Origin of the sequence: uncultured Roseibium sp., from assembly GCF_963675095.2 — a bacterium.
Classification (GTDB): Bacteria; Pseudomonadota; Alphaproteobacteria; order Rhizobiales; family Stappiaceae; genus Roseibium.
Genome location: NZ_CAXXSJ010000011.1, coordinates 19,759 through 44,240, shown reverse-complemented (window position 1 = coordinate 44,240; position 24,482 = coordinate 19,759). Strand labels below are relative to the sequence as shown.

24 protein-coding genes are annotated in these 24,482 nt (G+C 62.0%); 20 read left to right on the top strand and 4 right to left on the bottom strand.

Annotated elements, in window-relative coordinates:
- The 7 genes from ABIN98_RS04725 to ABIN98_RS04695 form a co-directional block, all read left to right on the top strand.
- Positions 1-1,092: FAD/NAD(P)-binding oxidoreductase (locus ABIN98_RS04725; protein ID WP_346907854.1), on the top strand; the 1,092-nt coding region annotated here is incomplete at its 5' end.
- Between the two features lie 17 nt (positions 1,093-1,109).
- Positions 1,110-1,475 carry a DUF5368 domain-containing protein gene (locus tag ABIN98_RS04720; protein WP_346907852.1) on the top strand — a complete coding sequence of 122 codons (366 nt, stop codon included), beginning with the start codon at positions 1,110-1,112 and terminating at the stop codon, positions 1,473-1,475.
- A gap of 1 nt (position 1,476) precedes the next feature.
- Complete coding sequence (locus tag ABIN98_RS04715; RefSeq protein ID WP_346907850.1) at positions 1,477-2,463, top strand: SLAC1 anion channel family protein; 987 nt, start codon at positions 1,477-1,479, stop codon at positions 2,461-2,463.
- A gap of 21 nt (positions 2,464-2,484) precedes the next feature.
- Positions 2,485-2,925 (top strand): hypothetical protein, encoded by a 441-nt coding sequence (locus tag ABIN98_RS04710; protein ID WP_346907849.1) that lies wholly within the window; start codon positions 2,485-2,487, stop codon positions 2,923-2,925.
- A gap of 132 nt (positions 2,926-3,057) precedes the next feature.
- Positions 3,058-3,768 (top strand): SDR family NAD(P)-dependent oxidoreductase, encoded by a 711-nt coding sequence (locus ABIN98_RS04705; RefSeq protein WP_346907847.1) that lies wholly within the window; start codon positions 3,058-3,060, stop codon positions 3,766-3,768.
- Positions 3,769-4,067: 299 nt separating this feature from the next.
- On the top strand, positions 4,068-4,523 hold the full coding sequence (locus ABIN98_RS04700) for a hypothetical protein (protein WP_346907845.1): 456 nt from the start codon (positions 4,068-4,070) through the stop codon (positions 4,521-4,523).
- A 225-nt stretch (positions 4,524-4,748) separates the two neighbouring features.
- Positions 4,749-5,249: an ATP-binding protein gene (locus ABIN98_RS04695; protein WP_346907843.1), complete on the top strand. Its 501-nt coding sequence runs from the start codon at positions 4,749-4,751 to the stop codon at positions 5,247-5,249.
- A gap of 364 nt (positions 5,250-5,613) precedes the next feature.
- Here ABIN98_RS04695 and ABIN98_RS04690 read toward each other — a convergent pair whose 3' ends face one another.
- Positions 5,614-6,453, bottom strand: coding sequence for a PhzF family phenazine biosynthesis protein (locus ABIN98_RS04690; RefSeq protein WP_346907842.1), 840 nt, complete (start codon positions 6,451-6,453; stop codon positions 5,614-5,616).
- A gap of 122 nt (positions 6,454-6,575) precedes the next feature.
- On the opposite strand from ABIN98_RS04690, the gene ABIN98_RS04685 reads away from it, so the two are divergent.
- Entirely contained in the window at positions 6,576-7,031 is a 456-nt protein-coding gene (locus ABIN98_RS04685) for an Lrp/AsnC family transcriptional regulator (protein WP_346907840.1), read from the top strand.
- Positions 7,032-7,342: 311 nt separating this feature from the next.
- Here ABIN98_RS04685 and ABIN98_RS04680 read toward each other — a convergent pair whose 3' ends face one another.
- Positions 7,343-8,353 (bottom strand): hypothetical protein, encoded by a 1,011-nt coding sequence (locus ABIN98_RS04680; protein ID WP_346907839.1) that lies wholly within the window; start codon positions 8,351-8,353, stop codon positions 7,343-7,345.
- 188 nt (positions 8,354-8,541) lie between these two features.
- Here ABIN98_RS04680 and ABIN98_RS04675 point away from each other — a divergent pair, with 188 nt between their 5' ends.
- Positions 8,542-9,174, top strand: coding sequence for a tyrosine-type recombinase/integrase (locus tag ABIN98_RS04675; RefSeq protein WP_346907837.1), 633 nt, complete (start codon positions 8,542-8,544; stop codon positions 9,172-9,174).
- A gap of 213 nt (positions 9,175-9,387) precedes the next feature.
- Here ABIN98_RS04675 and ABIN98_RS04670 read toward each other — a convergent pair whose 3' ends face one another.
- Complete coding sequence (locus ABIN98_RS04670; RefSeq protein ID WP_346907835.1) at positions 9,388-9,612, bottom strand: DUF2188 domain-containing protein; 225 nt, start codon at positions 9,610-9,612, stop codon at positions 9,388-9,390.
- 151 nt (positions 9,613-9,763) lie between these two features.
- Here ABIN98_RS04670 and ABIN98_RS04665 point away from each other — a divergent pair, with 151 nt between their 5' ends.
- Positions 9,764-11,005 (top strand): XRE family transcriptional regulator, encoded by a 1,242-nt coding sequence (locus ABIN98_RS04665; RefSeq protein ID WP_346907833.1) that lies wholly within the window; start codon positions 9,764-9,766, stop codon positions 11,003-11,005.
- Between the two features lie 35 nt (positions 11,006-11,040).
- Entirely contained in the window at positions 11,041-11,529 is a 489-nt protein-coding gene (locus ABIN98_RS04660; protein ID WP_346907832.1) for a hypothetical protein, read from the top strand.
- 254 nt (positions 11,530-11,783) lie between these two features.
- On the opposite strand, the gene ABIN98_RS04655 is transcribed toward ABIN98_RS04660, so the two are convergent.
- Positions 11,784-12,692 carry a LysR family transcriptional regulator gene (locus ABIN98_RS04655; RefSeq protein ID WP_346907830.1) on the bottom strand — a complete coding sequence of 303 codons (909 nt, stop codon included), beginning with the start codon at positions 12,690-12,692 and terminating at the stop codon, positions 11,784-11,786.
- 151 nt (positions 12,693-12,843) lie between these two features.
- On the opposite strand from ABIN98_RS04655, the gene ABIN98_RS04650 reads away from it, so the two are divergent.
- The 9 genes from ABIN98_RS04650 to ABIN98_RS04610 all read left to right on the top strand — a co-directional run bounded on the left by ABIN98_RS04650 (position 12,844) and on the right by ABIN98_RS04610 (position 24,226).
- Positions 12,844-14,469, top strand: coding sequence for an ABC transporter substrate-binding protein (locus ABIN98_RS04650; protein WP_346907828.1), 1,626 nt, complete (start codon positions 12,844-12,846; stop codon positions 14,467-14,469).
- Positions 14,470-14,474: 5 nt separating this feature from the next.
- Complete coding sequence (locus ABIN98_RS04645; protein ID WP_346907826.1) at positions 14,475-15,500, top strand: ABC transporter permease; 1,026 nt, start codon at positions 14,475-14,477, stop codon at positions 15,498-15,500.
- Positions 15,497-16,378, top strand: coding sequence for an ABC transporter permease (locus ABIN98_RS04640; protein WP_346907825.1), 882 nt, complete (start codon positions 15,497-15,499; stop codon positions 16,376-16,378). The genes ABIN98_RS04645 and ABIN98_RS04640 overlap by 4 nt, the downstream gene beginning before the upstream one ends.
- 2 nt (positions 16,379-16,380) lie before the next feature.
- On the top strand, positions 16,381-18,039 hold the full coding sequence (locus ABIN98_RS04635; RefSeq protein WP_346907823.1) for an ABC transporter ATP-binding protein: 1,659 nt from the start codon (positions 16,381-16,383) through the stop codon (positions 18,037-18,039).
- Between the two features lie 19 nt (positions 18,040-18,058).
- Positions 18,059-19,867, top strand: a complete 1,809-nt coding sequence (gene atzF, locus ABIN98_RS04630; RefSeq protein WP_346907821.1) for an allophanate hydrolase — start codon at positions 18,059-18,061, stop codon at positions 19,865-19,867.
- A gap of 381 nt (positions 19,868-20,248) precedes the next feature.
- On the top strand, positions 20,249-21,085 hold the full coding sequence (locus ABIN98_RS04625; RefSeq protein WP_346907819.1) for an ABC transporter ATP-binding protein: 837 nt from the start codon (positions 20,249-20,251) through the stop codon (positions 21,083-21,085).
- Positions 21,082-21,879 (top strand): ABC transporter permease, encoded by a 798-nt coding sequence (locus ABIN98_RS04620; RefSeq protein ID WP_346907817.1) that lies wholly within the window; start codon positions 21,082-21,084, stop codon positions 21,877-21,879. Before ABIN98_RS04625 ends, ABIN98_RS04620 begins: the two co-directional genes overlap by 4 nt.
- Positions 21,880-21,921: 42 nt before the next feature.
- The gene (locus ABIN98_RS04615; RefSeq protein WP_346907816.1) at positions 21,922-22,899 is read left to right on the top strand and encodes an ABC transporter substrate-binding protein; all 978 of its coding nucleotides are present in this window, start codon (positions 21,922-21,924) and stop codon (positions 22,897-22,899) included.
- Positions 22,900-23,179: 280 nt separating this feature from the next.
- A complete protein-coding gene (locus ABIN98_RS04610; protein ID WP_346907814.1) occupies positions 23,180-24,226 on the top strand; it encodes an IS110 family transposase in 1,047 nt (348 codons plus the stop codon).
- Positions 24,227-24,482: the final 256 nt, after the last annotated feature.

The following is a 24,482-nucleotide window of genomic DNA, read 5'->3' as shown; positions in this document are numbered from 1 at the left end:
TATTACCAGCCCGGCTTCACCCTGATCGCCGCCGGCCTGAAGCCGTCCGGCTATTCGGTGAGCAAGACCTCCGACTGGCTGCCCCGGTCGGTGGAGTGGGTCGCCGAAGGCGCTGCGGAAATCGACCCGGAGGCAAAGACGGTCACCACCACGTCAGGCAAGAGCCTGGACTACGACTATCTCGTCGTCGCCACCGGCCTGAAGCTGGACTTTACGGCGATCGAAGGCATGTCGCTCGACCTGATCGGCACCAACGGCATCGGCTCCGTCTATGCCGGGCCGGAGTATGCGGCCAAGACCTGGGCGGCGATGGAAAGTTTCACCGATACCGGTGGCGTCGGCCTGTTCACCCGGCCGGCCACGGAAATGAAATGCGCCGGCGCGCCGCTCAAATACACCTTCCTGACCGACGATCACGCCCGGCGGAAGGGCACGCGCGGCAAGGTGGAGATCCTCTACGCCGCCCATAACAACGCCTTCTTCTCCGTGCCGATCGTGAACGAGAAGGTGCGCATGCTTTACGAGGATCGCGGCTTCAAGACGGCCTACAACCACGTCATGACCGCCATCGATCCGGGCCGGAAGGTCGCGACCTTCGCCACGCCGGACGGACCGCAGGAAATCGGCTTCGATTTCACCAACGTCATTCCGCCCATGCGCGCCCATGACGTGGTCAAGGACAGTCCATTGTCGTGGAAGACCGGCAAATGGGTGGACCAGGGCTGGGTCGAGGTCGACAAGCACACCCTGCGCCATACGCGGTTCGACAACGTGTTTGCCGTCGGCGACGTGGCCGGGGTGCCGAAAGGCAAGACGGCGGCCAGCGTGAAGTGGCAGGTGCCGGTGGTCGAGGACCAGCTGGTTGCGGCCATCGAAGGCAAGGAAGGGACCAAGACCTACAACGGTTACACCTCCTGTCCGCTGATCACCCGGGTCGGCCGGGCGATGCTGGTGGAGTTCGACTACAACAACAATCTGACCCCGTCCTTCCCCGGCATCATCGCGCCGCTGGAGGAACTGTGGGTGTCGTGGCTGATGAAGGAAGTCGCCCTTAAGGCGACCTATAACGCCATGCTGCGCGGCCGCGCCTGATAACGGGAGAAACGTCCATGCAAGAACTCACACCCGGCATGCTGATTGCCGTTTTCGAGGAGATGTTCGGTCCGGTCCTGTTCTGGGCCATGGTGGCCACGGCGGTCGTGATCACGCTCGCCTATCTCTATGTGCTGATCCGCGACCGGTCGCTCTCCATGCGCAAGTTTTTCCTGGCGCAGCTGTCCATGCCCGTCGGCGCGGTGGCGGCGATCTGGTTCGTCCAGGAGGTCACCCACTCCAGCTACAAGGACCTTGGCGGGCCGATCGACCTGATTGCCTATCTGGGCATCGGCGCGCTCGGCGCCGTCGGTATGGCGGTCCTGGTCTACACGCTCCAGTCCCTGGTGCGCCGGGGCCCGGCCTTCAACGAGGAGAGATGACATGACCACCGCCCATGAGACGGCACCGGCAAACGGGGCCGCGAGCCGGCTGGAACATTATCCCGTGACCTTCTTTGCCATCGTCATGGGCCTGATGGGACTGACGCTGGCGCTGCGCGCGGCGGAAAGGGCCTGGTCGCTGCCGGCGATGCTGTCGACCTGGTCGCTCGTGCTGTCGTGCGGCGTGCTCGTCCTGGTGACCATCGGCTATGTGGCCAAGGTCCTCAGGGCGCCGGGCGCCGTCGCCGAGGAATGGCGTCATCCGGTCAAGGTCGCCTTCTTTCCGACGATCTCGATCTCGACCATCCTGCTGGCCATTGTGCTGCTGCCGATCGCTCCGGCCGCCGCCCATGCGTTCTGGCTGATCGGGACGGTCGCCCAGGGCGTGCTCGCGCTTGCCGTGATCGGGGTGTGGATCGGTCACCGGCCGTTCCAGACGCCGCATCTGTCGCCGGCCTGGTTCATCCCGGCCGTCGGCAATGTGCTGGTGCCCATTGCGGGCATGGAACTCGGTTATACGGACCTCAGCTGGCTGTTCTTTTCGGCAGGTCTCCTGTTCTGGATCGTGCTTCTGACGCTGGTTTTCAACCGGCTGGTGTTCCACGATCCGCTGCCGGGAAAACTGATGCCGACCCTGACCATCCTGATCGCCCCGCCGGCGGTCGCCTATGTGTCGTGGAGCCATATGGTCGGCGATCCGGGGCCGTTCGGCCAGATCCTGTTGAACCTCGCCTACGTGTTCTTTCTGATCGTGCTGACCCAGGCCGGGCGCATCCGGACGCTTCCGTTCGCGCTGTCCTGGTGGGCGTTGTCGTTTCCAGTGGCGGCGCTGGCGATCAGCAGTTTCCTGCACGCCCATCACACGGGCTCCGACACCTACCGGATCATCGGCACGCTGGCGCTGGCGCTGCTTGCCGCGATCATCGCCACCCTGCTTGCCCGGACCGGACTGGCGATCAGCCGCCGGGAAATCTGCCAACCTGAATAACCTCAAGAAGGAGATCGGACCATGAAACTGAAGCTCTTTACCGCAGCCCTGATGACGGGCGTCATGATGTCTTTGGCGCCGGTCAAGGCGGAGGGGCCGGACAAGCTGGTCACCATCGTGACCGCGCCGGAGCCGCAGACCCAGCTGATGGCCATGGTGCTGACCATGCAGTCCGTGCAGCAGAAGGCCTCCGCCCGGATCCTGCTCTGCGGCCCGGCCGGCGATCTCGCCCTGAAGGACGCGCCGGAAAGCGCCACCGCGCCTCAGGCGCCGAAGGGCATGAGCCCGCAAGGCCTGATGAAGAAGATCATGGAAGCGGGCGCCAAGGTGGAGGTCTGCGCGATCTACCTGCCGAACAAGGGCGCTGCCCCGGATGCGCTGCTCGACGGTATCGGTGTCGCCAAGCCGCCGGAAATCGCCGGCGCGATCATGGCGGACGATACCCGCGTGATGTCGTTCTGAGTGACCTGAAACAGCCGGTTCCCGGGAACCCCGGGGACCGTCCCCTTGTGATCGCGGGTCATCCGGCGCAGACTTGATCGCTAAGGCCGATCCCTTCGGCTCTCGATCGACAGTCAAGCAGGAGACTTTCCCGTGACAGCCCCCCAGGTCCTTCCCGTGGCCCTTATCGTCGGAGTCGGCTCCGGCCTGTCCGCCTCGCTTGCCCGCAGGCTGCACCGGGAAGGCTACCGGGTCGTCCTGGCGGCGAGGGACATTGGCAAGATCGCCGATCTTGCCACGGAGACGAACGCCCGCTGCATCACCTGCGACGCCTCCAAACCGGAAGAGGTCGACGCCCTGTTTGCCGGCCTGGACGGGCCGTTGCGCGTCGCCGTCTATAACCCGTCCGCCCGCGAGCGCGGCCCGCTCATTGATCTCGACCGGGAGGGCGTGCGCCACGCGTTGCATGTCACGGCCTTCGGCGCGTTCCTCATCGGCCAGGCGGCGGCGCGCGTCATGCTCGCCTCAGAGCCGGACAACGGTGTCCGGGGCACGATCCTCTTCACCGGCGCCTCGGCCGGGGTGAAGGGCTTTCCGCAATCGGCGCCCTTCGCCATGGGCAAGTTCGCCCAGCGGGGCCTGGCCCAGTCCATGGCGCGCGAACTGCACCCGCAGGGCATCCACGTCGCCTGGATCAACATCGACGGCAGCATCCGCAATCCCGGCCGCGTCGAGCCCGCCGACAAGCCGGATTCCATGCTCGATCCCGACGCCATCGCAGAGACCTATCTGAGCCTGATCAACCAGGACCGCTCGGCCTGGACGGAGGAACTGGCCGTGCGGCCTTGGGTGGAGCGGTTTTAAAGAGGCGAGTGGGCTGGCCCCAATTTACCTCTCCCCATTTTAACTTCTTGGGGGAGAGGTCGGAGCGAAGCTCCGGGTGAGGGGATGTAGCCTTTCCATATCCTTGAGAGTTTTGTTCCCCTCACCCCAACCCTATCCCCCAGAAAAACTGAAATAGGGGGAGAGGGAGCTCTTCTTCACCTCTTATCTGCCCGCGACCTCCTGTTCATCGCCGGTTCATCTTCGGCTTTTTAAAAATTTGCCAGGCTTCGATGCCGTGTTTTTCACGCCAATTTTTCCTGAAACAGAAGGCAATACATATGTTTTTTGAAATGATCCGCCCACGCATTTTCGTTCAGATGCCGGCCGTGGCCGCCGTTGCTTTGGTTGCCGGGTTTTCCGGCCTTCTGTCCGGCCCCGCACAGGCGCAGCAGATCATCCTCCGATGCACGCCGCCGCTGGTGGCCAACAGCGACGGGACGGATTGCGTGCGGCCGGCCGCGCAGCAAAAGAAGCCGGGCGGTCTGACGGCTTTTGCCATTCGAAAGCCGAACGGGCAGCAAGTGGGGCTCTACAGAAAAACCGGCAACAACACCTGGGTCGGGCCAATTCCGAATGGCGGTGGCGTCGTCCAGTGGTCCGCACGGTCGGATTCGCGCAGCCTGCTTCTTTACAGGAAGGTCCCGACGAAAATCACGATCGGCGTTTATGATGACGGAAGCGTCGTTGCCCCCGGTTTGCCGGTCGGTTCGGTCCTGGGCGATCGGGCTTACTGAGCCCGGGGTCCTGTCCTCAACAGACATCCGGAAACACAAGGCCCGGCCCGATGCCGATCTGGACATCGGACCGGGCCCGTGTCACATCTCCCGCCTATGAAATCCTTTGTTCGGACCTTTTTCGGCGACCGTACCGGTCGAATTAGTCTCCCGGCCTGATCAGCCGGGCCGGGCCGTCTTTTTCCGAAATTGCATTGGTGCACCACGCGCCGGACAGGGGTTTTCATGACACAAGCTTCTCCGACACTTCACCTCGTTTGCGGCAAGGCCGCTTCCGGAAAATCGACCCTGACCGTCAGCCTCGGTGAGGCCGCGGGAACGGTCGTCATTGCCGAAGACGACTGGCTGGCCGCGCTTTTTGCCGATGAGATGGTGTCGATTTCCGACTACGTGCGCTGTTCCGCCAAATTGCGCGCTGTCATGGGGCCGCATGTGGTCTCCCTGCTCAGGGCCGGCCTGTCGGTGGTGCTGGATTTCCCGGCAAACACGGTCGCAACCCGGGCCTGGATGCGGGACCTTGCCGAAGGCGCGCAGGCGGCGCATCGGCTCCATTTCCTGGATCTGCCGGACGATATCTGCAAAGCGCGGCTGCGGGCGCGGAACGCCCGCGGCGAACATCCGTTTTCCGTGACGGACGAGCAGTTCGACCAACTCGCCAGGCACTTTGTCGTGCCGTCCGAGGCCGAAGGTTTCGTGATCGTCCGCCATTGCCCGGGCGATGGGTGAACTCGGCCTGAGAGGGAGGAGGCTTGGCCTTCCCGGGGGCAGAAGGAACACGAAAACCGGTCCCGCCCACTCCCGTCTCCCCCCTTGAGGGGGACATGTCGGCAAGCCGACAGAGGGGGGTGAAACGGTGCCGCATTTTCTGAAAAAGCCGAATTTTCCGAGAGGCTTATACCCCCCTCTGTCTCCTGACGGAGACATCTCCCCCTCAAGGGGGGAGAGGAAAACAAGCCGAGACGTTCGGGTTTCAAGGCATAGGCCATCAATCCGGACAGCTGTGGACTGCGCCGTGTGATGACGGACCGAGGGGGAGGGGAGGTCGTGTCGGTTCCTCCCTGGGAGCCGTTGGGGACTGGACTGTCCGCCGTCACCCGATCGCCCGGGTCCCCCCGGAAACCCGCACGGGCGCGCCCCTGGTGTCGTCCAGGGTCACCCGGATCAGGGAGGGGCTGCCCATGTCTTCGCCCTGGCGGATGGTGAAGGCGCCGCCGTGGGGCCAGCCGCTGTCGCGCAGGTAGCCGGCAAAGGCGGCGGCGGCCGCGCCGGTCGCCGGGTCTTCGAGGACGCCGCCGGAGGCAAAGGCGTTGCGGGCGACAAAGGATTGATCCCCCTCGATGAAGACCAGCATCACCGTGACAAGCCCGTGCCTGCGCATGATCGTCCGCCCCTGATCGAGGTCATAGGTCATGGCGGCGAGCCTGGCGCGGTCCTTTAAGGCCAGCACGATGTGATCCGCGCCGCCGTGGATGCGCGCCGGGGCCAGCCGCGGGTCGAGATCCTCCTGGCCGAGAGCGAACAGGGACAACACGTCCCGGCGTTCTTCCTCCGAAATCGCCTGGCTGCGTGTCGGCGGGGACTGGAGGGTTGCCAGCAGTCCGCCCTCGGTCTCCTGAGCCTCGACCTTGATTGCAGCCTCGTTGAGCGTCAGGGCAAATGTGCCCGGGCCGCTGTGCTGTCCAAGCGCTGCACCCAGGGCGATGGTCGCATGGCCGCAGAAGGGAACCTCGGACTCCGGCGAGAAATAGTGCACGCGCCAGCTCTTGCCGGTGTCGTCCTGTGCGACCGCGAAGGCCGTCTCCGAATAGCCGACCTCGGCCGCGACGCGGGCCATGTCGGCTTCGCTTGCAGCCTCTTTTAGCAGAACCACCCCGGCCGGGTTGCCCCCGGCCGATCCCTGGCTGAAGGCTGCGATGCGTTGAATATCCATGACAATCTCCTGTGTTCGTTTGACAGGATATTAGGGTCTCAATAGGCTTCCGTCCCGGCGATGGCGAAGGCGTTTCGGCCCATTCGCCTTCATGTCAAAGCTTCCGGGAGACGATTTCCTTCATGTCGAAAGCACTGGATCAGACCGACTGCCGGATCATCGAGATCCTCGAAACCGATGGCCGGTTGAGCCTCGCGGATATCGGCAAGGAGGTCGGCTTGTCCGGCCCCGCCGTCGGCGAGCGTCTCCGCTCTTTGCGCGACCACGGAGTCGTCTCAGGCTTCGGCGCGAAGGTAAACTTGCGCGCGCTCGGCTACACGATCCAGGCGCTGGTGCGGATCAAGCCCCGCAGCGGGCAGCTTCATGTCGTCGAAAAGATGATCGAGGAACAGCCCCGGTTCCTGTCCTGCGACCGTGTCACCGGAGACGACTGTTACGTCACGCGCCTCGCGCTGGCGGACGTGGCGGAACTGGACGACATCCTGCTCCCGTTCCACGAGCGCGCCGAAACCCATACCTCGATCGTGAAATCCTCGATCTTCGAAACCCGCCTGCCGCCTTTGCGGCCGGTTAGATGAGGACGTAGGTTTGAGTTAGACGCCGTCGCCCTAGCCTGTCCCAGTCTGATCAATCAGGAGCGCAGGCCGTGGTCGGAGGAACTGGCCGTGGGTGGAGCGGTTTTAGAGGGCAAGTATGGGAGGTTGGGTCTGCTGAGCGACCGCTTTCGGCCCTAACCGGTCGTTCACCTTGCAGATAGGGTGCTGCGATGCAACTCGCCGAAGCGACCATTCGTTGCATCTGCGATGACAGCTAGCAACCAAACGCCGACACTACGGGACTTTTCGGACCTTTGTTTGAGGCGCTTAAGATCAAAACGGTAACAATTACATCAACGGTGACGACGACGACGCATGTTACGGCCGATACGAATTCGAATCCCTCGTTCAGCCAGTTGGGTTTGCATGAGAACTGCAAATCGAGTTTCCCAGCCTAAAGTATGGATGATGCGGTCATATTGGCTTGTTTTCAGCTTAAGAAGCTCGCTTCTAGGTCTTCTAGATAACTCCATCCAATTTCCGTAAAGAACATATAGTGCGTTGCCGTATTTTAAATTTTCAAATACCACCAGGTCATCAGCATATTTTGCTCCGATATAGTGATCATTTCCTCCAAGCCCGCGTAAATACTCAATCGGTTCAAATTGCTCGAAAAGCCTGAGACGCTCTGAAACGGTATCCTCAGGAACGGCTCGTCGCCCTTCGCACAACGCAGTTCGAAGTTCCTCCAAGTCACCAGGAGGGAAAACGTCCCAATCCAAGTCGCTTGAAAAGACGTATTCTGGATTCTCTGCTGCAACGACACCAGAAACGCCGGTGTTTTCTTGAAGCAGATTAACCGCAAACAGTAGGTCATTATCGAAATCGGGTGTACCTTTTAGAAACACCTCATCTATCGAAAACACCACTCCAAACGCCCCGTCTCGCTTCTGTTCTTGAATGAGTACCTGAATATGAAAAAGATACGGTGGAAATTCATCCCTCTCATAAACTTCTCGCGGGATTGCGGCTGTTGTGGTTCCGTTGCGAGCGGCGTCGCCGTAAATCGCAATGTCATGGTAGAAGTACTTTCGAAACTTCGGCAAATCTTTTCTAACGACTTCCCAGCCTTCGACGTTACGTTTTGAACGGATTCCTATAGTGGGGGATGGGATGATTTCCCAAGAATTTCCGACCACTAATTTTTCGATATTTAAGTCAACATGAGCGTATAGACCTTCTTGTACCTCCTCGGCTGTGACGAGTTTCCCTGCTAAAACCTTGACATTCGGAGAGTCGATACCGGCCAATTCTGCTCTCATTTTTGGTGACAAAGCCTTAAAACTTTTCTTCCAATTCGCCATTACTCACAACTCCATGCTCATTAATTATAGAGTAGCAATCAAGAATAGTTGTGTCCATAAGTAGTGCTCTATAATGATTTCTTTAGGCTCGGAGCTTCAGTTGCCTGCTTCACCAGGAATCGACATATCATTGCTTGCTCGAATGTCGCGAGCGTTGCGGTGGGTAGGAGTGGTTCGGAGGAATCGCTATGTCTGCTATCAACCTGCCGATGGTGGTGCCCGCCAAGAAGGCATGGAACCACGCTCGCATTATCGGTCAGAAGAGGCCACTGCTCCCAAAGCATGTCTGGGCGATCCGTGTTCGTCTCGAATTGGCTGGCGCCGTCCGTGATCTGGCACTTTTCAATATGGCAGTCGATAGCAAACTGCGCGGCTGCGATCTGGTCCGGCTGAAAGTCGCAGACGTCTTCTCGGCTGGCGCTGTCAAGGAACGAACCTCGATCTTGCAGAGCAAGACAAAATCGCCGGTGCGGTTCGAGATCACCGACGGCACCCGAAAGTCACTTATAGAGTGGATCACCAATCCGGTGATGGCCGGCCACGAGCACCTCTGGCCCGGTCGTTTCCACGATCGCCCGCATATTTCGACGCGGCAATACGCTCGTCTCTTGAAGGATTGGGTGCGCTCGATCGGCTTGGAACCTAGCGCTTATGGCACGCATTCCATGAGACGGACGAAGGTCGCCCAAATCTATAAAAAGACCGGCAACCTGCGAGCGGTTCAGCTTCTTCTCGGCCATACGAAGATGGACAGCACCGTCCGATACCTCGGCGTGGAACTCGAAGACGCGCTAACGATCTCTAAAGGCGTAGAGATATGACGAAGGGGCCGGTGGCAACACCGGCCCATTGCTGACAGCCGGTAATCGTTTCAAGCAGAATTGTGGCGTAACCAACTCGGTCATTCGCGCCAATGGCAGCAAAATTGAACGAGAATATCGTGGCGCAATAATTTGGGGAAAGCCTCTGAATTGCAAAAGACGCATTTCGATCGGCGAAGTCGAGGAGGGCCAGGCTGGTCCTCCTCGCTTGCTTTATCCGCGGGGCGGGAAAGGATCGTTTCCGTAGCTGTTTCGCTCGCGGATGCGGCCGTTCTCTCCGTGGATCAATACTTCGCTTTGCTGGTTACGTGCAATTTCGGTAGCCCGCTCGATTGCCTTCGCCTGCGTCGGGAGATGCGCGGTGTCCTTGTCATTGCCTTCGCCGCGGACGGCCCAACCATCTTGGCGTCTGACCACGTGCTGGTTCTTGCCTGCCATGAGTATCACCCCCTTTCGTTGGCATATCCGTTATCTGGCGATCGGAAATCGAACTTTCAAGTAAGAATTTGACGTTATAGTTCGATAAACCTATGTTGTGAGTAAGGTGGTGGCAGGGAGGAGGCCATCGCACGAACCCCAAGGAACCAACATGAATCGTCTTGAAATCGCTCAGCGCCTGAGGGCGGCCCGTGAACTCGCATCGATCAGCCAGAATGAAGCGGCGGACGCCCTTGATCTGCCCCGCACCGCTGTGACCCAAATCGAGGGCGGCAATCGTGCCGTCTCGACTATGGAGCTAGTGAGCCTTGCTGAGCTCTATCGCCGCCCTGTGAGCTGGTTTTTTGCGGAGGCGCCGGATGCTGAGGAAGACGTCGTCATCGCGCTGCATCGGATTGCTCCTGGGCTTGACGATGCACCGAATATCCGCAGCGAGGTCGATCGTTGCGTCCGGATTTGCCGCGAGGGGGTAAGTCTCGAGGGGTTGCTTGGTCGGGAAGAGCGGGATGGCCCCCCTGCCTACCGAGAACCGGTTCCAAGATCAACCGGCGAGGCGGTTATGCAAGGTGAGAGGATTGCAGAACAAGAGCGCAAGCGGCTTGAACTCGGGAGCGCTCCGGTTGCCGACATGACGGAGCTCCTCGGAGATCAGGGGATCTGGGCATCCGTCGCGGAACTCCCTCCGACCATGTCCGGTCTATTCCTCCATCATCGGAGCATCGGAATGGCGGTTCTCGTGAACGCCAGACATGTACGCGCTCGTCAACGCTTCTCGCTGGCGCACGAATACGCGCATGCGCTTCTGGATCGGGATCGGGTCGTCGGCGTCAGCAGTGCCACCAACAGCAGTGAGCGGATCGAGCAGCGGGCAAACGCTTTCGCGGCGGCCTTCTTACTTCCCGAAGCTGGCCTCGAAGAGGAACTCCGTCAGCTTGGAAAGGGGCAACCGGCACGGACCGATCAGATTGTTTTTGACGTGGCGACGGGAGGAAGCATACAGGGACAGTTGCGGCCGGCACCGCGTTCCCAAACCATCGGCTTCCAGGATGTCGCTTTCATCGCATATAGGTTCGGTGTGAGCTATCAAGCGGCAGTCTATCGGCTGAAGAGCCTTCGATACGTCAACCAGCCTGAAAGCGCTTTGCTGTTGTCGTCGGAACATGAGGCAGCCGGTGGAGATTACCTACGGGCGCTGGACTTGTTCGATGATCTCGAAACGCCCGTCAGTGCGGGTAAGGGGACTCGCGAACTTCGCAGCCGCGTCGCACATCTTGGGCTGGAGGCATACCGGCTGGGGGAAATCTCCCGCGGCCGCCTACTGGACGTCGGCAAGACCATCGGTGTCGACGGACGCAAGCTGCTCGATCTTGCTGAGGCGGCGCGAGCCGAATGACGTCGACAATGTCTATGCCTCCACCGATAGTGCTCGTGACCGACACGTCCGTTCTGGTGAATTTTCTCCGGATCGACAGGATGGATTTGATCGGGGATTTGTCAACGCAGTTCCTTGTGACAGACCATGCTGCTGGTGAGATTTGTGAAGTCTATGAAGAGCAACAGGCGCGGTTCGAGGCAGCGGTCGCCGCTGGATGCTGCGAGGTCTGCCGCGTTGAAGGCGACGCAGCCCTTGAGATGTTCGGCCGACTGACTGGGACACAGCGCCTCGGCATCGGCGAAAGTGCCACGATCGCACATGCTCTTTCGATTGGTGCTGGTCTTGCCCTCGACGATAGGCGCGCCGCAAACGAAGCGCGTCGTATCGATGAACGCCTGGTAGTTCTCGGGACAGCGGAGCTAACGGTTCAGATGATCCGAGAAGGCCTCTTGAGCGTCGCCAAAGCGGATACCATCAAGGATGACTGGGCCGCAAACCACCGGTTCAGAATGAAGGTCGAGACTTTCCGCGACCTGCTCTAACTCGGAGCCATCTCCTGGACAAATGAGTAAAAGCGCCCACAAAGCGCAAAAGACCCTGATAAACTTCTAAACACTTTTCGGTGCCGCTCTGCTGAATTCCCCCGCCCCACATAAATGGATGGTCTTGGGCGAGTTCGACATTCGAATGTCCACTCGTGCATTCAGAATGCGGCTATATCGCTCCCGCAGCGAACGTCCGCGTCCCGTCCATGAAAGACATTCGAAGAGCGGCCATTTCCCAGACGCCTCCGAACCTAACCCACCCCCAACCCCTCCTCACTCAACGCCAGCGCCAGCTGGTTGGCAAACCGTGCCGAGGCCACAGACAGCGTCCGGCCCTTGGCCTGCAAGAGCGCCAGGTGGCCGAAGGCGATGTCGCGGCGCGGCAGCGGGCGGAAGGCGAGGCGGGTGTCGTTGGCGATGTTCAGGCCGATGGGAAACTGGAAGCCGACCGCCTTTTCGTTCTGGACGTAGTGGCGCATGAACTCGAAGGAGTCCGCCTCGATGGTGTGGGAGAGCTTCTTGGTCATGCGCCCGGTGGCGAGGTCGAGCAGATAGCGGATGCCGATGTGGCGTGACGGGACCACGTGGGGGAACTCCAGGCAGTCGCGCAGGCGGAGCGTCTCCTTTTTCGCCAGCGGATGATCCACCGCCATCACCGCATAGACCGGCTGTTCCACCGACACGATCACGTCGAATTCCTCCAGGTGGCGCGGCTCGAACACCAGCGCCAGGTCGCTTTGAAAGCTGCGCAGGTCGTCTTCCGCGCTGTCGCGGTCGCGGACGTGGACGGAAAAGGTGACGCCCGGATGCTCGGTGCGGTAGGCGGCGATGTGGCGGGGCATGAAATAGGGCTGGATCGCCTGGGAACAGGCGATGGAGACATGGCCGCGCCGCAGACCCGAGAGATCCGCCACCTGGCTGCGGACGCGCTCCAGATCGGCCATCTGGGCGCGGATGTGCTGGATCAGCAGTTCGCCGGCCGGGTTGAGGCGCACGCCGCGGGGCAGGCGTTCGAAGATCGGCGCGCCGAATTCCTCCTCGAAGCGCTGGATGCGCCGGTTGAGCGCGGACGAAGTGATGTTCATGTCTTCCGCCGCCTTGCGGATCGAACGGGCCTTTGCCACGGCTTCGATCAGGGACAGGGTCGTCAAGTGCTTCATATCGCGCGCCAATTTGTCGACTGCTGCATTTTCGGAAGCAGTTTACTGCAAAAATAGCATTAGAAAGAAGCGCTTTTTCCAATCAAGCTTTCCCCCAAGGGCGCGGCCATCGCCTTCCAGGTGGCTTCGTTCAGCCAAGAGGGGACCCGAAATGACAGTTGAAACTTCCCGGAGAAACTTCCTGAAAGCGGGCGGCGCCACGGTGCTCAGCGCATCCATGCTGCCGTTCCTGAAAAGCCTGCCGGCCGAAGCCGCCGGCAATGACGTGATCGTCGCCGTGACCGGCCAGACCGTGAACAGCCTCGACCTGCACCGCACGGGCACGAACCGCGCCAGCTACCAGGTCGCGGTCAACGCCTATGACCGGCTGGTCAGCTTCGGCACCAAGACGCTCGCCGACGGCAGCCTGTCCTACGACTATTCCGTGATCGAGCCGGAAGCCGCCGAAAGCTGGGAAATCTCCGAGGACGGCAAGAAGATCACCTTCAAGATGCGCCCCGGCGGCAAGTTCCAGGACGGCTCGCCGATCACCGCCCATGACGTGAAATGGTCCTTCGACCGGGCCGTTTCCGTCGGCGGCTTCCCGACCGTGCAGATGAAGGCCGGCTCGCTGGAAAAGCCGGAGCAGTTCGAGGCCATCGACGACATGACCTTCGTGGTCACGCTGCCCCATGCTTCCAAGCTCAGCCTGCCGGATCTCGCGGTACCGGTGCCGATGATCATCAACTCCAAGGTCGCCAAGGCCCACGCCACCGCCGACGATCCCTGGGCGATGGAATACCTGCACAAGAACCCGGCCGGCTCGGGCGCGTTCAAGGTGCTGTCCTGGAAGCCGGGCGAGCAGCTCGTCTACGAGCGCAACGACAATTACACCTCCGGTCCGGTGCCGGCGGTGAAGCGGGTGGTCATGCGCGAGGTGCCGAGCCCGGCGACCCGCCGCGCCCTTCTGGAACGCGGCGACATCCAGATCTCCTTCGACATGCCCAACAAGGACGCCAAGGAACTGGCCGGGGCCGAGGGCCTGACCGTGAACACCACGCCGGTGGAAAACGCCTTCTACTGCCTGTGTCCGAACCTGATCTTCGAACCGTTCAAGGACAAGCGCGTCCGCCAGGCCATCGCATGGTCGGTGCCTTACGAGGAAGTGTTCCAGACGGCGGCCTATGGCCGGGGCAACCCCATGTGGGGCGGGGAGAGCACGAGCCCGGCGGATATCGCCTGGCCGCAGAAGTTCCCCTATTCGACCGATCTCGACAAGGCGAAGGCCCTGCTTGAGGAGGCCGGCTACAAGGACGGTTTCGAGGTACCGCTTTCCATCGCGCTTGACCAGTCCGACTGGATGGAACCGGCGGCCCTGCTGATCCAGGAAAACCTGGCGAAGATCGGCATCAAGGCGCCGATCGACAAGATCCCCGGCGCCAACTGGCGGACCGCTTCGCTGGTCGAGAAGCGCCTGGCGCTGCCGCTGGAAACCTTCGGCGGCTGGCTGAACTATCCCTGCTACTACTTCTTCTGGGCCTATCTGGACGGCCATCTCTTCAACGCCTCCAACTACCGCAACGAAGAGATCGAAAAGCTGACCGGCGAGACGCTCTACATGTCGGTCGACGATCCGGACTACGCGCCGAAGATCAAGCGCATGATCGAGATCGCCTGGGACGAGGTTCCGCGCATCGCCCTGTGGCAGCCGGCGGTCAATGTCGGCCTGCGCCAGGTGGATGGCTACGAGTACTGGTTCCACCGCCAGCTCGACGGCCGCACCCTGAAGAAGGTCTGACCGCCATGCCGGGCCGCCTGAAAACAGTGCTGATCCGAATTGCGCAGGCCATTCCTGTTGTGATCGGTGTCGTGATCATCAGCTTCGTGCTGACGCGGGCATTGCCGGGCGACCCGGCCGTCTATTTCGCCGGCATGGCCGCCGACGAGGACTCCATCGCGCAGGTGCGCGAAAACCTCGGGCTGGACAAGTCCCTGCCCGAGCAGTTCCTGGTCTATGTGAGCGATCTGGCCTCCGGCAACATGGGCACGTCGCTTTCCACCGGCCAGCCGGTGGCCCAGGACCTGGCGAGCCGGTTGCCGGCCTCGCTCGAACTCACGCTGACCGCGCTGATCCTGTCCTGCGCGATCGCGATCCCCCTCGGTGTGCTCGCGGCCACCAACCCCGGTTCCATGATCGATCATGTCTGCCGGGTGCTGGTGACGGCGGGCGTCTCCCTGCCGACGTTCTTTACCGGCATCGTGCTGATCTACGTGTTCTACTATTTGCTCGGCATCGCGCCGTCGCCGCTCGGCCGGCTCGATTTCACCTATATCGAGCCGGACCATGTCACCGGTTTCTACCTGATCGACGCGGCGCTCGCCGGCGACTGGGAAACCTGGCTCGGGGCGCTGAAACAGCTCGCGCTGCCGGCGATCACGCTTGCCCTGTTCACGCTGGCGCCGCTTGCGCGCATGACCCGGGCGGCCATGCTGAGCACGCTCTCCTCCGATTTCGTCCGCACGGCCAGGGCCGCCGGGCTGACGGACGAGACGGTGCTTTTCACCTATGCGTTTCGGAATGCGCTACTGCCGGTGATCACCACCCTCGGCATGGTGTTTTCCTTCACGCTCGGCGCCAACGTTCTGGTGGAGAAGGTCTATGCCTGGCCCGGCATCGGTTCGTACGCGGTGGAGGCGCTGGTCGTCTCCGACTACGCGGCGGTGCAGGGCTTCGTGCTCGCCATGGCGCTTCTGTTCGTCGTTCTCAATCTCCTGATCGACCTTGCCTATACGGCGATCGATCCGCGCATAGGGTTCAACAGTCAATGAGCGACCTCGCAACAGACCCGGGGATCGGGAAATCCAACGGCGCGCTGGATCATCTGATCTACGTGCTGAAGGAAAACCCGGTCACGCTGATTGCCTTCGCCATGTTTGGCGTTCTGATTTTCGTCGCCGTCTTCGGCCCGGTCATCGCGCCGTACGATCCGCTGCAGTCGGATGCGGCCGCCGCCCTGCAGCCGCCGTCGCTGGCTCATTGGTTCGGCACGGACAACCTCGGCCGTGACGTCTTCAGCCGGACGATTATCGCCGCGCGGCTCGACCTGATAATTTCGGTCGCCGCCGTGGCGCTCTCCTTCGTGTTCGGCTCATTCCTGGGCGCTGTCGCCGGGTACTGGGGTGGCCTCATCGACGGGGTGCTGAACCGGGTCTTCGACACGATCATGGCGTTCCCGCTGTTCGTGCTTGCCATGGGCATCGTCGCGGCCCTTGGCAACACGGTGGAAAACATCGTCTATGCCACGGCGGTCATCAACATCCCGTTCTATGCGCGGCTGGTGCGGGCGGAGGTCAACATTCGCCGAACGTCGGGCTTTGCGCAGGCGGCGAAGCTTGCCGGCAATTCGGACCTGCGCGTGCTTGCCTGCCACATCTACCCCAACGCCCTGCCGCCGATGATGGTGCAGGTGTCGCTGAACCTCGGCTGGGCGATCCTGAACGCAGCCGGCCTGAGCTTCATCGGCCTCGGTGTGCGCCCGCCCACCGCCGAATGGGGCATCATGGTTGCCGAAGGGGCGAATTTCATCGTCTCCGGCGAATGGTGGCTGGCGCTCTTTCCGGGGGCGATGCTGATGTTCGCGGTGTTCACCTTCAACCTTCTGGGCGACGGCCTGCGCGATATCGTCGACCCGCGGCAGAGGACCTGAGGATGCTGAACGTCAAGGATCTCAAGGTTTCCTTCCAGACCCGCGGGGGGCAGGTCGATGCCGTGCGCGGGGTATCCTTCGAGCTGGACAAGGGCGAAACCCTCGGCATCGTCGGGGAATCCGGCTCCGGCAAGTCCGTGACCTCCTACGCGCTGATGCGCATCCTGGACAGGGGCGGGACGATCACCGGCGGCGCGCTCGATTACGAGGGGGTCGACCTGAAGGCGGCGACGGAAGCCGCCATGCGCGACATTCGCGGCCGGGAGATTTCCATGATCTTCCAGAACCCGCGCGCGGCGCTCAACCCGATCCGCAAGGTCGGCCATCAGCTGGAGGATGTGCTGCGCCGCCACGCAAGGGCGACCCGTTCGACGGCGAAGGCGGAGGCAATCCGGGCGCTGGAGGCGGTCAAGATCCGCAATCCGGAAGAGCGCTATCACGCCTATCCGTTCGAACTCTCCGGCGGGATGTGCCAGCGCATCGTCATTGCCATCGCGCTCGCCTGCGATCCGCACATCCTGATTTCCGACGAGCCGACCACCGGTCTCGACATCACCACCCAGAAGGCGGTGATGGATCTGGTCAGCGACCTGATCCGCGACCGGGGCATGAGTTCGATCCTGATCACCCACGACCTGGGCATGGCCGCGCAATATTGCGACCGGATCGTCGTGATGAAGGACGGCGCGATCGTCGAGACCGGCAAGCCGGAAGCGCTGTTCTTCTCGCCGCAGCATGCCTATACCCGCAAGCTCGTCGACGCGACGCCGCGGGCAGGGGCCTCGGTGCGCGAGCTGTTGCCGGAAGAAATGCGCACGCCGCTGGCGCCGCCGAAACGCTCCGACACGGTGCTTCTGGACGTGCGCGACCTGAAGAAGACCTATCAGGGCAAGTCCGGCCCGGTGCATGCGGTCAAGGGGATCTCGTTCCAGATCAGGGAAGGGGAGTGCGTCGGGCTTGTCGGGGAATCCGGCTGCGGCAAGTCGACCACGTCGTCCATGCTGGTGCGTCTCGACGATCCGACCAGCGGCGAAATCCTGTTCGACGGCGAGGACCTTGCGAAGTCGCCGGCGCGGGCCTTCGCGAAGGATCCGCGCCGTTCCAGCATCCAGATGGTGTTCCAGGACGCGACCGACAGCTTCAATCCGCGCCACACCGCGCAGCAGCTGATCCAGGAGCCGCTGGACCGCCTGTCGGATCTCAATAGGTCAGAGAAGAAGGCGCGGGTGGAGGAACTGGCCGATCTGGTCGGTCTGCCCCGGCCGCTCCTGACCCGCTTCCCGCATCAGCTTTCCGGCGGCCAGAAGGCCCGTGTCGGCATTGCGCGGGCCATCGCGCTCAACCCGAAATTCCTCATTCTTGACGAGCCGACGGCGGCCCTCGACGTGTCGATCCAGGCGGTGGTGCTCAATCTTCTGGTGGATCTGCGGGCCAAACTCGGTATCAGTTATCTGTTCGTCAGTCATGACCTCCATGTCGTGCGCCTGTTGTGCGACCATGTGATCGTGATGAAGGACGGCGAGATCGTCGAGGAGGGACCGTCGGAACAGGTGATGCAGAACCCGTCGTCGGACTATACGCGCGAGCTGCTTTCAGCCGCCCCCCATCCGCCCGCAGCGGCCGGCCTTGCCGCGCCTGAATTCCAAGAAAACATCGCATAAGCTCAGGTACGAAGATCCCATGAACGACCTTCCTTTCACGCTTTCCGCCCTCAAAGCCGCCTATGCCTCGGGAACCAGCCCCGAAGCGGTGATCGAGGAAGTCTACCGGCGCATCGCCGAGGTCGACGATCCGGGGATCTTCATTCATCTCTACGACAAGGCCGATGTGCTGGCAGCCGCAAAGGCGCTCGGTTCCTACGATCCGGACAAGCCGCTGTGGGGCATTCCCTTTGCCATCAAGGACAACATCGACGACGGCGGCAAGCCGACGACGGCCGCCTGTCCGGTGTTCGAATATACGGCCGAAGCGGACGCCTTCGCCGTTGCCCGGCTGAAGGCCGCCGGGGCGCTGGCCATCGGCAAGACCAACCTGGACCAGTTCGCCACCGGCCTTGTCGGCGTCCGCTCGCCCTATCAGCCGCCGCTGAACGCGGTCGATCCCAAGATCGTGCCGGGCGGATCGTCTTCCGGCTCCGCGGTCGCGGTTGGTCACGGCATCGTCAGTTTCTCGCTCGGGACGGACACGGCGGGCTCCGGCCGGGTTCCGGGGATGATGAACAACATCGCGGGGCTTAAACCCACGCTTGGCGCCTTGTCGGCCAGCGGCGTGGTTCCGGCCTGCCGGACGCTGGACACGATTTCGATCTTCGCCCTGACTGTTGCCGATGCCTATGAGGCGTTCGCCGCTGCTGCCGGCTACGACCCGGAAGACGCCTATTCGCGTCACATCCGCGTTGCCCCCCTGGGCGACATGCCGCCTTCCTTGCGCGTCGGCATTCCGGACGACGCCAGCATCGAGTTTTTCGGCGACACGGTTCAGGCGGCCTCGTTCTACGAAACGATAGAGACCCTGAAGGCGCTGGGCGCCACGGTGGAAAAGATCGACTTCACGCCGTTCTACGACGTGGCGAAGATGCTCTACGAGGGCGCCTGGGTCGCCGAGCGCCATACGGTTCTGCAGGAGCTGATGGAGACCCAGCCGGAAGACGTTCATCCGGTCACCCGCGAAGTCGTCGGCAAGGCGATCGGCCTGACGGCGACCGATGCCTTCCGCGGCATCTACCGGCTGAAGGAACTGGGGCGGAAGACCGAATCCGTGCTGGCCGGCCTCGATCTGCTGTGCGTGCCGACGGCGCCGACCTTCTATTCCGTCCAGGACCTGATCGACGATCCGATCGGCCCGAATTCGCGCTACGGCACCTACACCAATTTCGTCAACCTGCTCGACATGTGCGGGCTCGCCGTACCGGTCTCGCCGCGTGCCGACGGGCGTCCGGGCAGTGTCACTCTGCTGGCAGCGGCCGGCGAGGATGGCCTGCTGGCCTCCATCGGGATCCAGCTGGAACAGGCCTGTGCCCATGAACTGGGCGCCACCGGTTGGGAACTGCCCGACGCGCCGGAAACGGCCCCGGTCGCGCAGCCGGACGAACTGGCGCTTGCCGTCTGCGGCGCGCATATGTCCGGCATGTCGCTCAATCCCGAACTGACCTCGCGCGGCGCCCGCTTCCTGGAAACGGCAAAGACCAGCGATGCCTATCGGCTCTACGCCCTTGCCGGCGGTCCGCCGAGCCGTCCGGGCCTGGTCCGCGGCGAGCCCGGCTCGGGCAGCGAGATCGACCTGGAAATCTGGGCGGTCCCGCTGAAGGAGGTCGGCTCGTTCCTGGCCACCATCCCGGCACCGCTCGGTCTTGGAACCCTTGTTCTCTCCGACGGCCGTACCGTTCAGGGGTTTGTCTGCGAAGCTGCCGGAATTGCGGGGGCGGAAGATATCACCGGCCTGAAGAGCTGGCGCGCCTATATCGACGGCACCCTGGCCGCGACGGCCTGATTTTCAGATCCTGCCTGATCCCGGCCCCGACCGTCTGAAGGCGGTACGGGGCAGGGGCAGCTGGCGTTTCGGCACCGGCGTCACCTCATTCTTCCACATTATTAGTTGACCTCCCGGGCGGCGCAGCCGTGCGGGACTGTAGTCGCGTGCTCTGAGCAGACGCAGCGGTTTGGACGGGCGCGCCGGGCCCCGCAGGTGTCCATTCGAATTTCGCTATACGTATTATTACGAAATGCAAATTGCCCACCTCCGGGTGGGTCCATAACAATTGCCGAAAATAAAGCGGTCATGATCGGTGTTTCGCGGCACCGGACGCATCGAAAACAACAAGGGAGAGGCGGGAACCTCCGGTTTTACGACCGGTCGAGCGAGAGTTGTTTTATGAAGCCCATGGACGCGCACCTTCCATCGCCATCCGCCCACACCGGTTCGCCACGCCCTTTCATCACCTTAAGCGGAATTTCCAAGACCTTTCCCGATAGCAGCAAAGGTAGTGACGGTGCCGTCGAGGCGCTGAGGTCCATCTCGTTTTCCTTTCCGCGCAACAGCTTCATCTCCATCGTCGGCCACAGCGGCTGTGGGAAGTCGACGCTTCTGCGGATTGTGAGTGGCCTGGAAACGGCGTCGTTCGGTCTGATCGAGATCGACGGCATGAGCCCGACCGAGTTCAGCAAGGACCGGCCTTTCGGCTTCGTCTTTCAGGACGCTGCCCTGCTGCCTTGGAAGACCACGCTGGAGAATGTGCGCCTACCGCTCGACATCCTCAATATCGAGACGCCGGCGATCCGCGACCGGCGCGCGCGGGAGATGCTCGAGCTTGTACATCTGAACGGGTTCGAGGACCGGTATCCGGCCCATCTGTCCGGCGGCATGCGCCAACGCGCCTCCATTGCCCGGTCTCTGTGCTACCGGCCGGACGTCCTGCTGATGGATGAGCCCTTCGGCGCGCTTGACGACTTCACCCGCCGGGAAATGGGCGACGAGCTCCTGCGCATCTATGCCCAGCGCCAGGCGACGGTGCTGTTCGTCACCCATTCGCTGAGCGAGGCGGTACTTCTGTCGGATTTTGTGGTTGTGCTGCTGCCCCGTCCGGGCCGGGTGGAAAAGATCATTCCGATCGAGCTGGAGCGACCCCGGGGCAGCGCGGTGCGCTCCAGTTCGAAATTCCGCGCCTATGTGGCCGAACTCGAGGCCCTGATTTTCGGAGAAGGGTCATGAGCGGCAAGACCGGCAAATTCGCGGATGTCTTCAAGGGGCAGCTCATGAGCAAGGGGCCGCCGCTACTCCTTTTTCTGACCCTCGGCATCGCCTGGGAGGCGGTGGTGGTTTTCCGGGACATCCCTAAGTTTCTGCTGCCGGCGCCCTCGGTCATCATCGCGCGCATGGTCACCGATTGGCACAGCCTGGTGACCAATGCCGGGGTCACGCTGCTGGCCGCCTCGCTCGGGTTTCTGATCGGAACATCGATCGCGATCCTGCTGTCGATCAGCTTCATCTATTCGCGCAGTTTCGAACGGGCGGTGTTTCCCTGGGCGATCGTGTTGAAGACCATTCCGATCCTGGCGATCGCGCCGCTGCTGACCATCTGGCTCGGCTTCGGGATTGCCCCGAAAATCGCCATCGCCGCGATCGCCTGCGTCTTTCCAACCCTCGTCAATATGACACGCGGGTTGCGCAGCCTCGACAAGTCGGTGCTCGATTTCATGGGGGTCATTCATGCCGACCCGGCCGATCTGTTGCGCCACGCGCGGTTGTTCGCGGCGCTGCCCTACCTGTTCTCGGCCATGAAGATCACCGTCGGCATGTCGGTCATCGGCGCGATCGTCGCCGAGTTCACCGGCGCCAACCAGGGCATCGGCACCATCATCGTCAACGCCGGCTACCGTCAGGACGCGGTCATGCTGTTTTCGGCGATCTTCGTCACCTCGGCCGCCACGGTCATCTTCTTCTACGCCGTCGTCCTTTTGGAAAAGCTCGCGCTGTTCTGGCCGGGGGCCAACATCGAAAACTGAATAACCAAAAACCAAAACCGCATCCCAGAGGAGAACCATCCCATGCAGTCAGTCACCAGCTATTGCCGCCATGCCGCCGTCGTTTCGGCCCTTTCCCTGTCCGCCGTCCTGCCGGCCCATGCCGCAGAAGACGTCAGTCTGCGCATTTCCTGGCTAATGAATGTGCAGAATGCCGGATATGTCATGGCCCTGGAAAAGGGCTTCTACGAGGAAGCCGGGATCAACCTGGGGATTTTCCCCGGTGGACCCAACATCAACTCGACCGCCATGGTGGCCTCCGGCCAGAACACCTTCGGCACCAATGATGTGAGCTCCATCCTGTTCGGCAATGCGCAGGGCATGGACCTGGTGATTGTCGGTGCCTGTTTCCAGAAGAACCCCGCCGGCGTGCTGTCGCTCGCCAAGACCGGTATCAAGGAACCCAAGGATCTTGAAGGCAAGACCCTGGCCTATACCGAAGGCGGACCGTGGACCTACACCCAGGCCATGCTGAATGCTGCAGGCGTGGACATGGACAAGGTCAACAAGGTGGTCATGGCCGGCAACGAGGTGCTGATGACCGGCCAGGTCGATGCGAAGACTTCCTTCGTCGTCAACGAGCCGGTCGCCCTTCAGGTCCAGGGCTACGAGACGGCGACGCTGGTGCCGGCCGACTACGGCATCAACGCCTATGCGGAGACGATCTTCACCACGGCCGACTTCGCGGCCGCCAATGCGGATCTCATCAAGGGCTTCATGACCGCCACGGCCAAAGGCTGGGACTATGCATTCAGCCATCAGGAAGAAGCCGTGGCCGCAGTTCTGGCGCGCAATCCGGAGCTGAACCCGGAACAGCAGAAACGCCAACTGGCGCTCGAAGAGGATTTCGTCAAGTCGGCGGACACGGCCAAGAACGGCCTGTGCAGCGTGGAGACCGCGAAAGTCGCCGACTCCTATGAGATCCTCAAGACCTATGGCGGGCTGGAGGGGGATCTCGATATCCCTGCGATGGTCAAGACGGAATTCAACGTGGGTCAGTAGAGAAGAGGCTTTCCCTTTCGCTTCCGGGATGCGCGGCGAGGGGGATTGGATCACTCGAGCCTTGCCGTGTGACGGCGCTGTGAGGGAGGCACGGACGTGCCATACCTTCTGTTGTCATTCCCGCGAAAGCGGGAACCCAGTACTCCGTGAGGGCTGTTGTTTGAACGGAGAAGTCCGTGCGCAATCCGAAAAGGCACGGAGTACTGTTGGGGTGGACGGCCCCTACGGCATCGATGTGCCAGAATGAGGTTGTTAAAGATCTCAAACGATGGAGCCGTCCATGAAGAATATTAGCCGCGTTGGAATGGATACGTCCAAGTCTGTTTTTCAATTGCATGGTGTGGATGCTGGGGACCATCCGGTGTTGAGCAAGAAGCTTCGCCGTCGTCAGGTTCTCGACTTTTTTGCCGGCCTGCCTCCGGCGCAGGTGGGCCTTGAGGCCTGTGGAGCCTCGCATTATTGGGCTCGGGAGTTACGGAAGTTGGGGCATGAGGTCGCGCTGATCCCGCCGCAATACGTCAAGCCCTATGTGCAGCGGAGCAAATCGGACGCGGCGGACGCGGAAGCGATCTGCGAGGCGATGAGCCGTCCGAAGCTGGCCCGGACCTTCGTGCCGGTGAAAAGTCCAGAGCAGCAAGCTGCGCAGATGCTGGCGAAGCTGCGAGGGCAATTCCTTGGCCGGCGTACGCAGCTTTCCAATTCGATCCGCGGCTTTGCGGCAGAGTTCGGTCTGGTTGCCCCGAAGGGCCTGTTCCAGCTTGACCGGCTTGTCGAGCGGATCCGCGCGGACGAGACGCTGCCGGAGATGGCACGGGATATGTTCGAAACGCTGGTCCGTGACTACGCGCGAGTGGACAAGGAGATAGCCGATCTCAACGCAAAACTGCGAGAGCTTCACCGTGCCGATGAACTCAGCCAGCGGCTGGCCGGCATCCCGGGCATTGGTCCGGTTGGTGCGACCCTGCTGGCGATCAAGGTGAGCAACGCGCATGCCTTCAAATCGGGGCGCGATTTTTCTGCCTGGCTCGGCCTGACGCCGAAAAACCATTCCACGGCAGGCAAGAACCGGCTCGGTGTGATCACCCGCGCCGGGGACGAGATGCTGCGCGCCACCCTGGTTGCCGGCGCAAGCGCCGTTCTGCTGCAGTGCCGGCAGGGGAGGATCAAAACGCCCTGGCCCTGGTTGGAGAAACTGTGTCGTCACAAGCCGCACAAGCTGGTTGCCGTCGCGCTCGCCAACAAGCTGGCGCGCATCGCCTGGAAGCTGATGGTCAGCGGCGAAACCTATCACCCGCGGTCACCGAAGGAGCAACCGGGACTCGCCTGACGATCGACAAAACACTTGCCCCGGCCAAAGACAGGCTGGCGCGACAGAGGAACTTGCGAGGGAAGATGAGAAGGTGTGTTCGGTCGAACCGAGGCGGATGGGAAATACCGTGGGATCCAGTGGCGGCTTCAAGGCCGATATCGCTGTACTGTTTGGATCCCATCCGCTGCGGAACCCATCTTGGCCAGCGGCAAAACGGCCGCAAAGCAGGCCGTACATATGACCGCAAGCGATCCGGAACACCTGCCAACTTCAA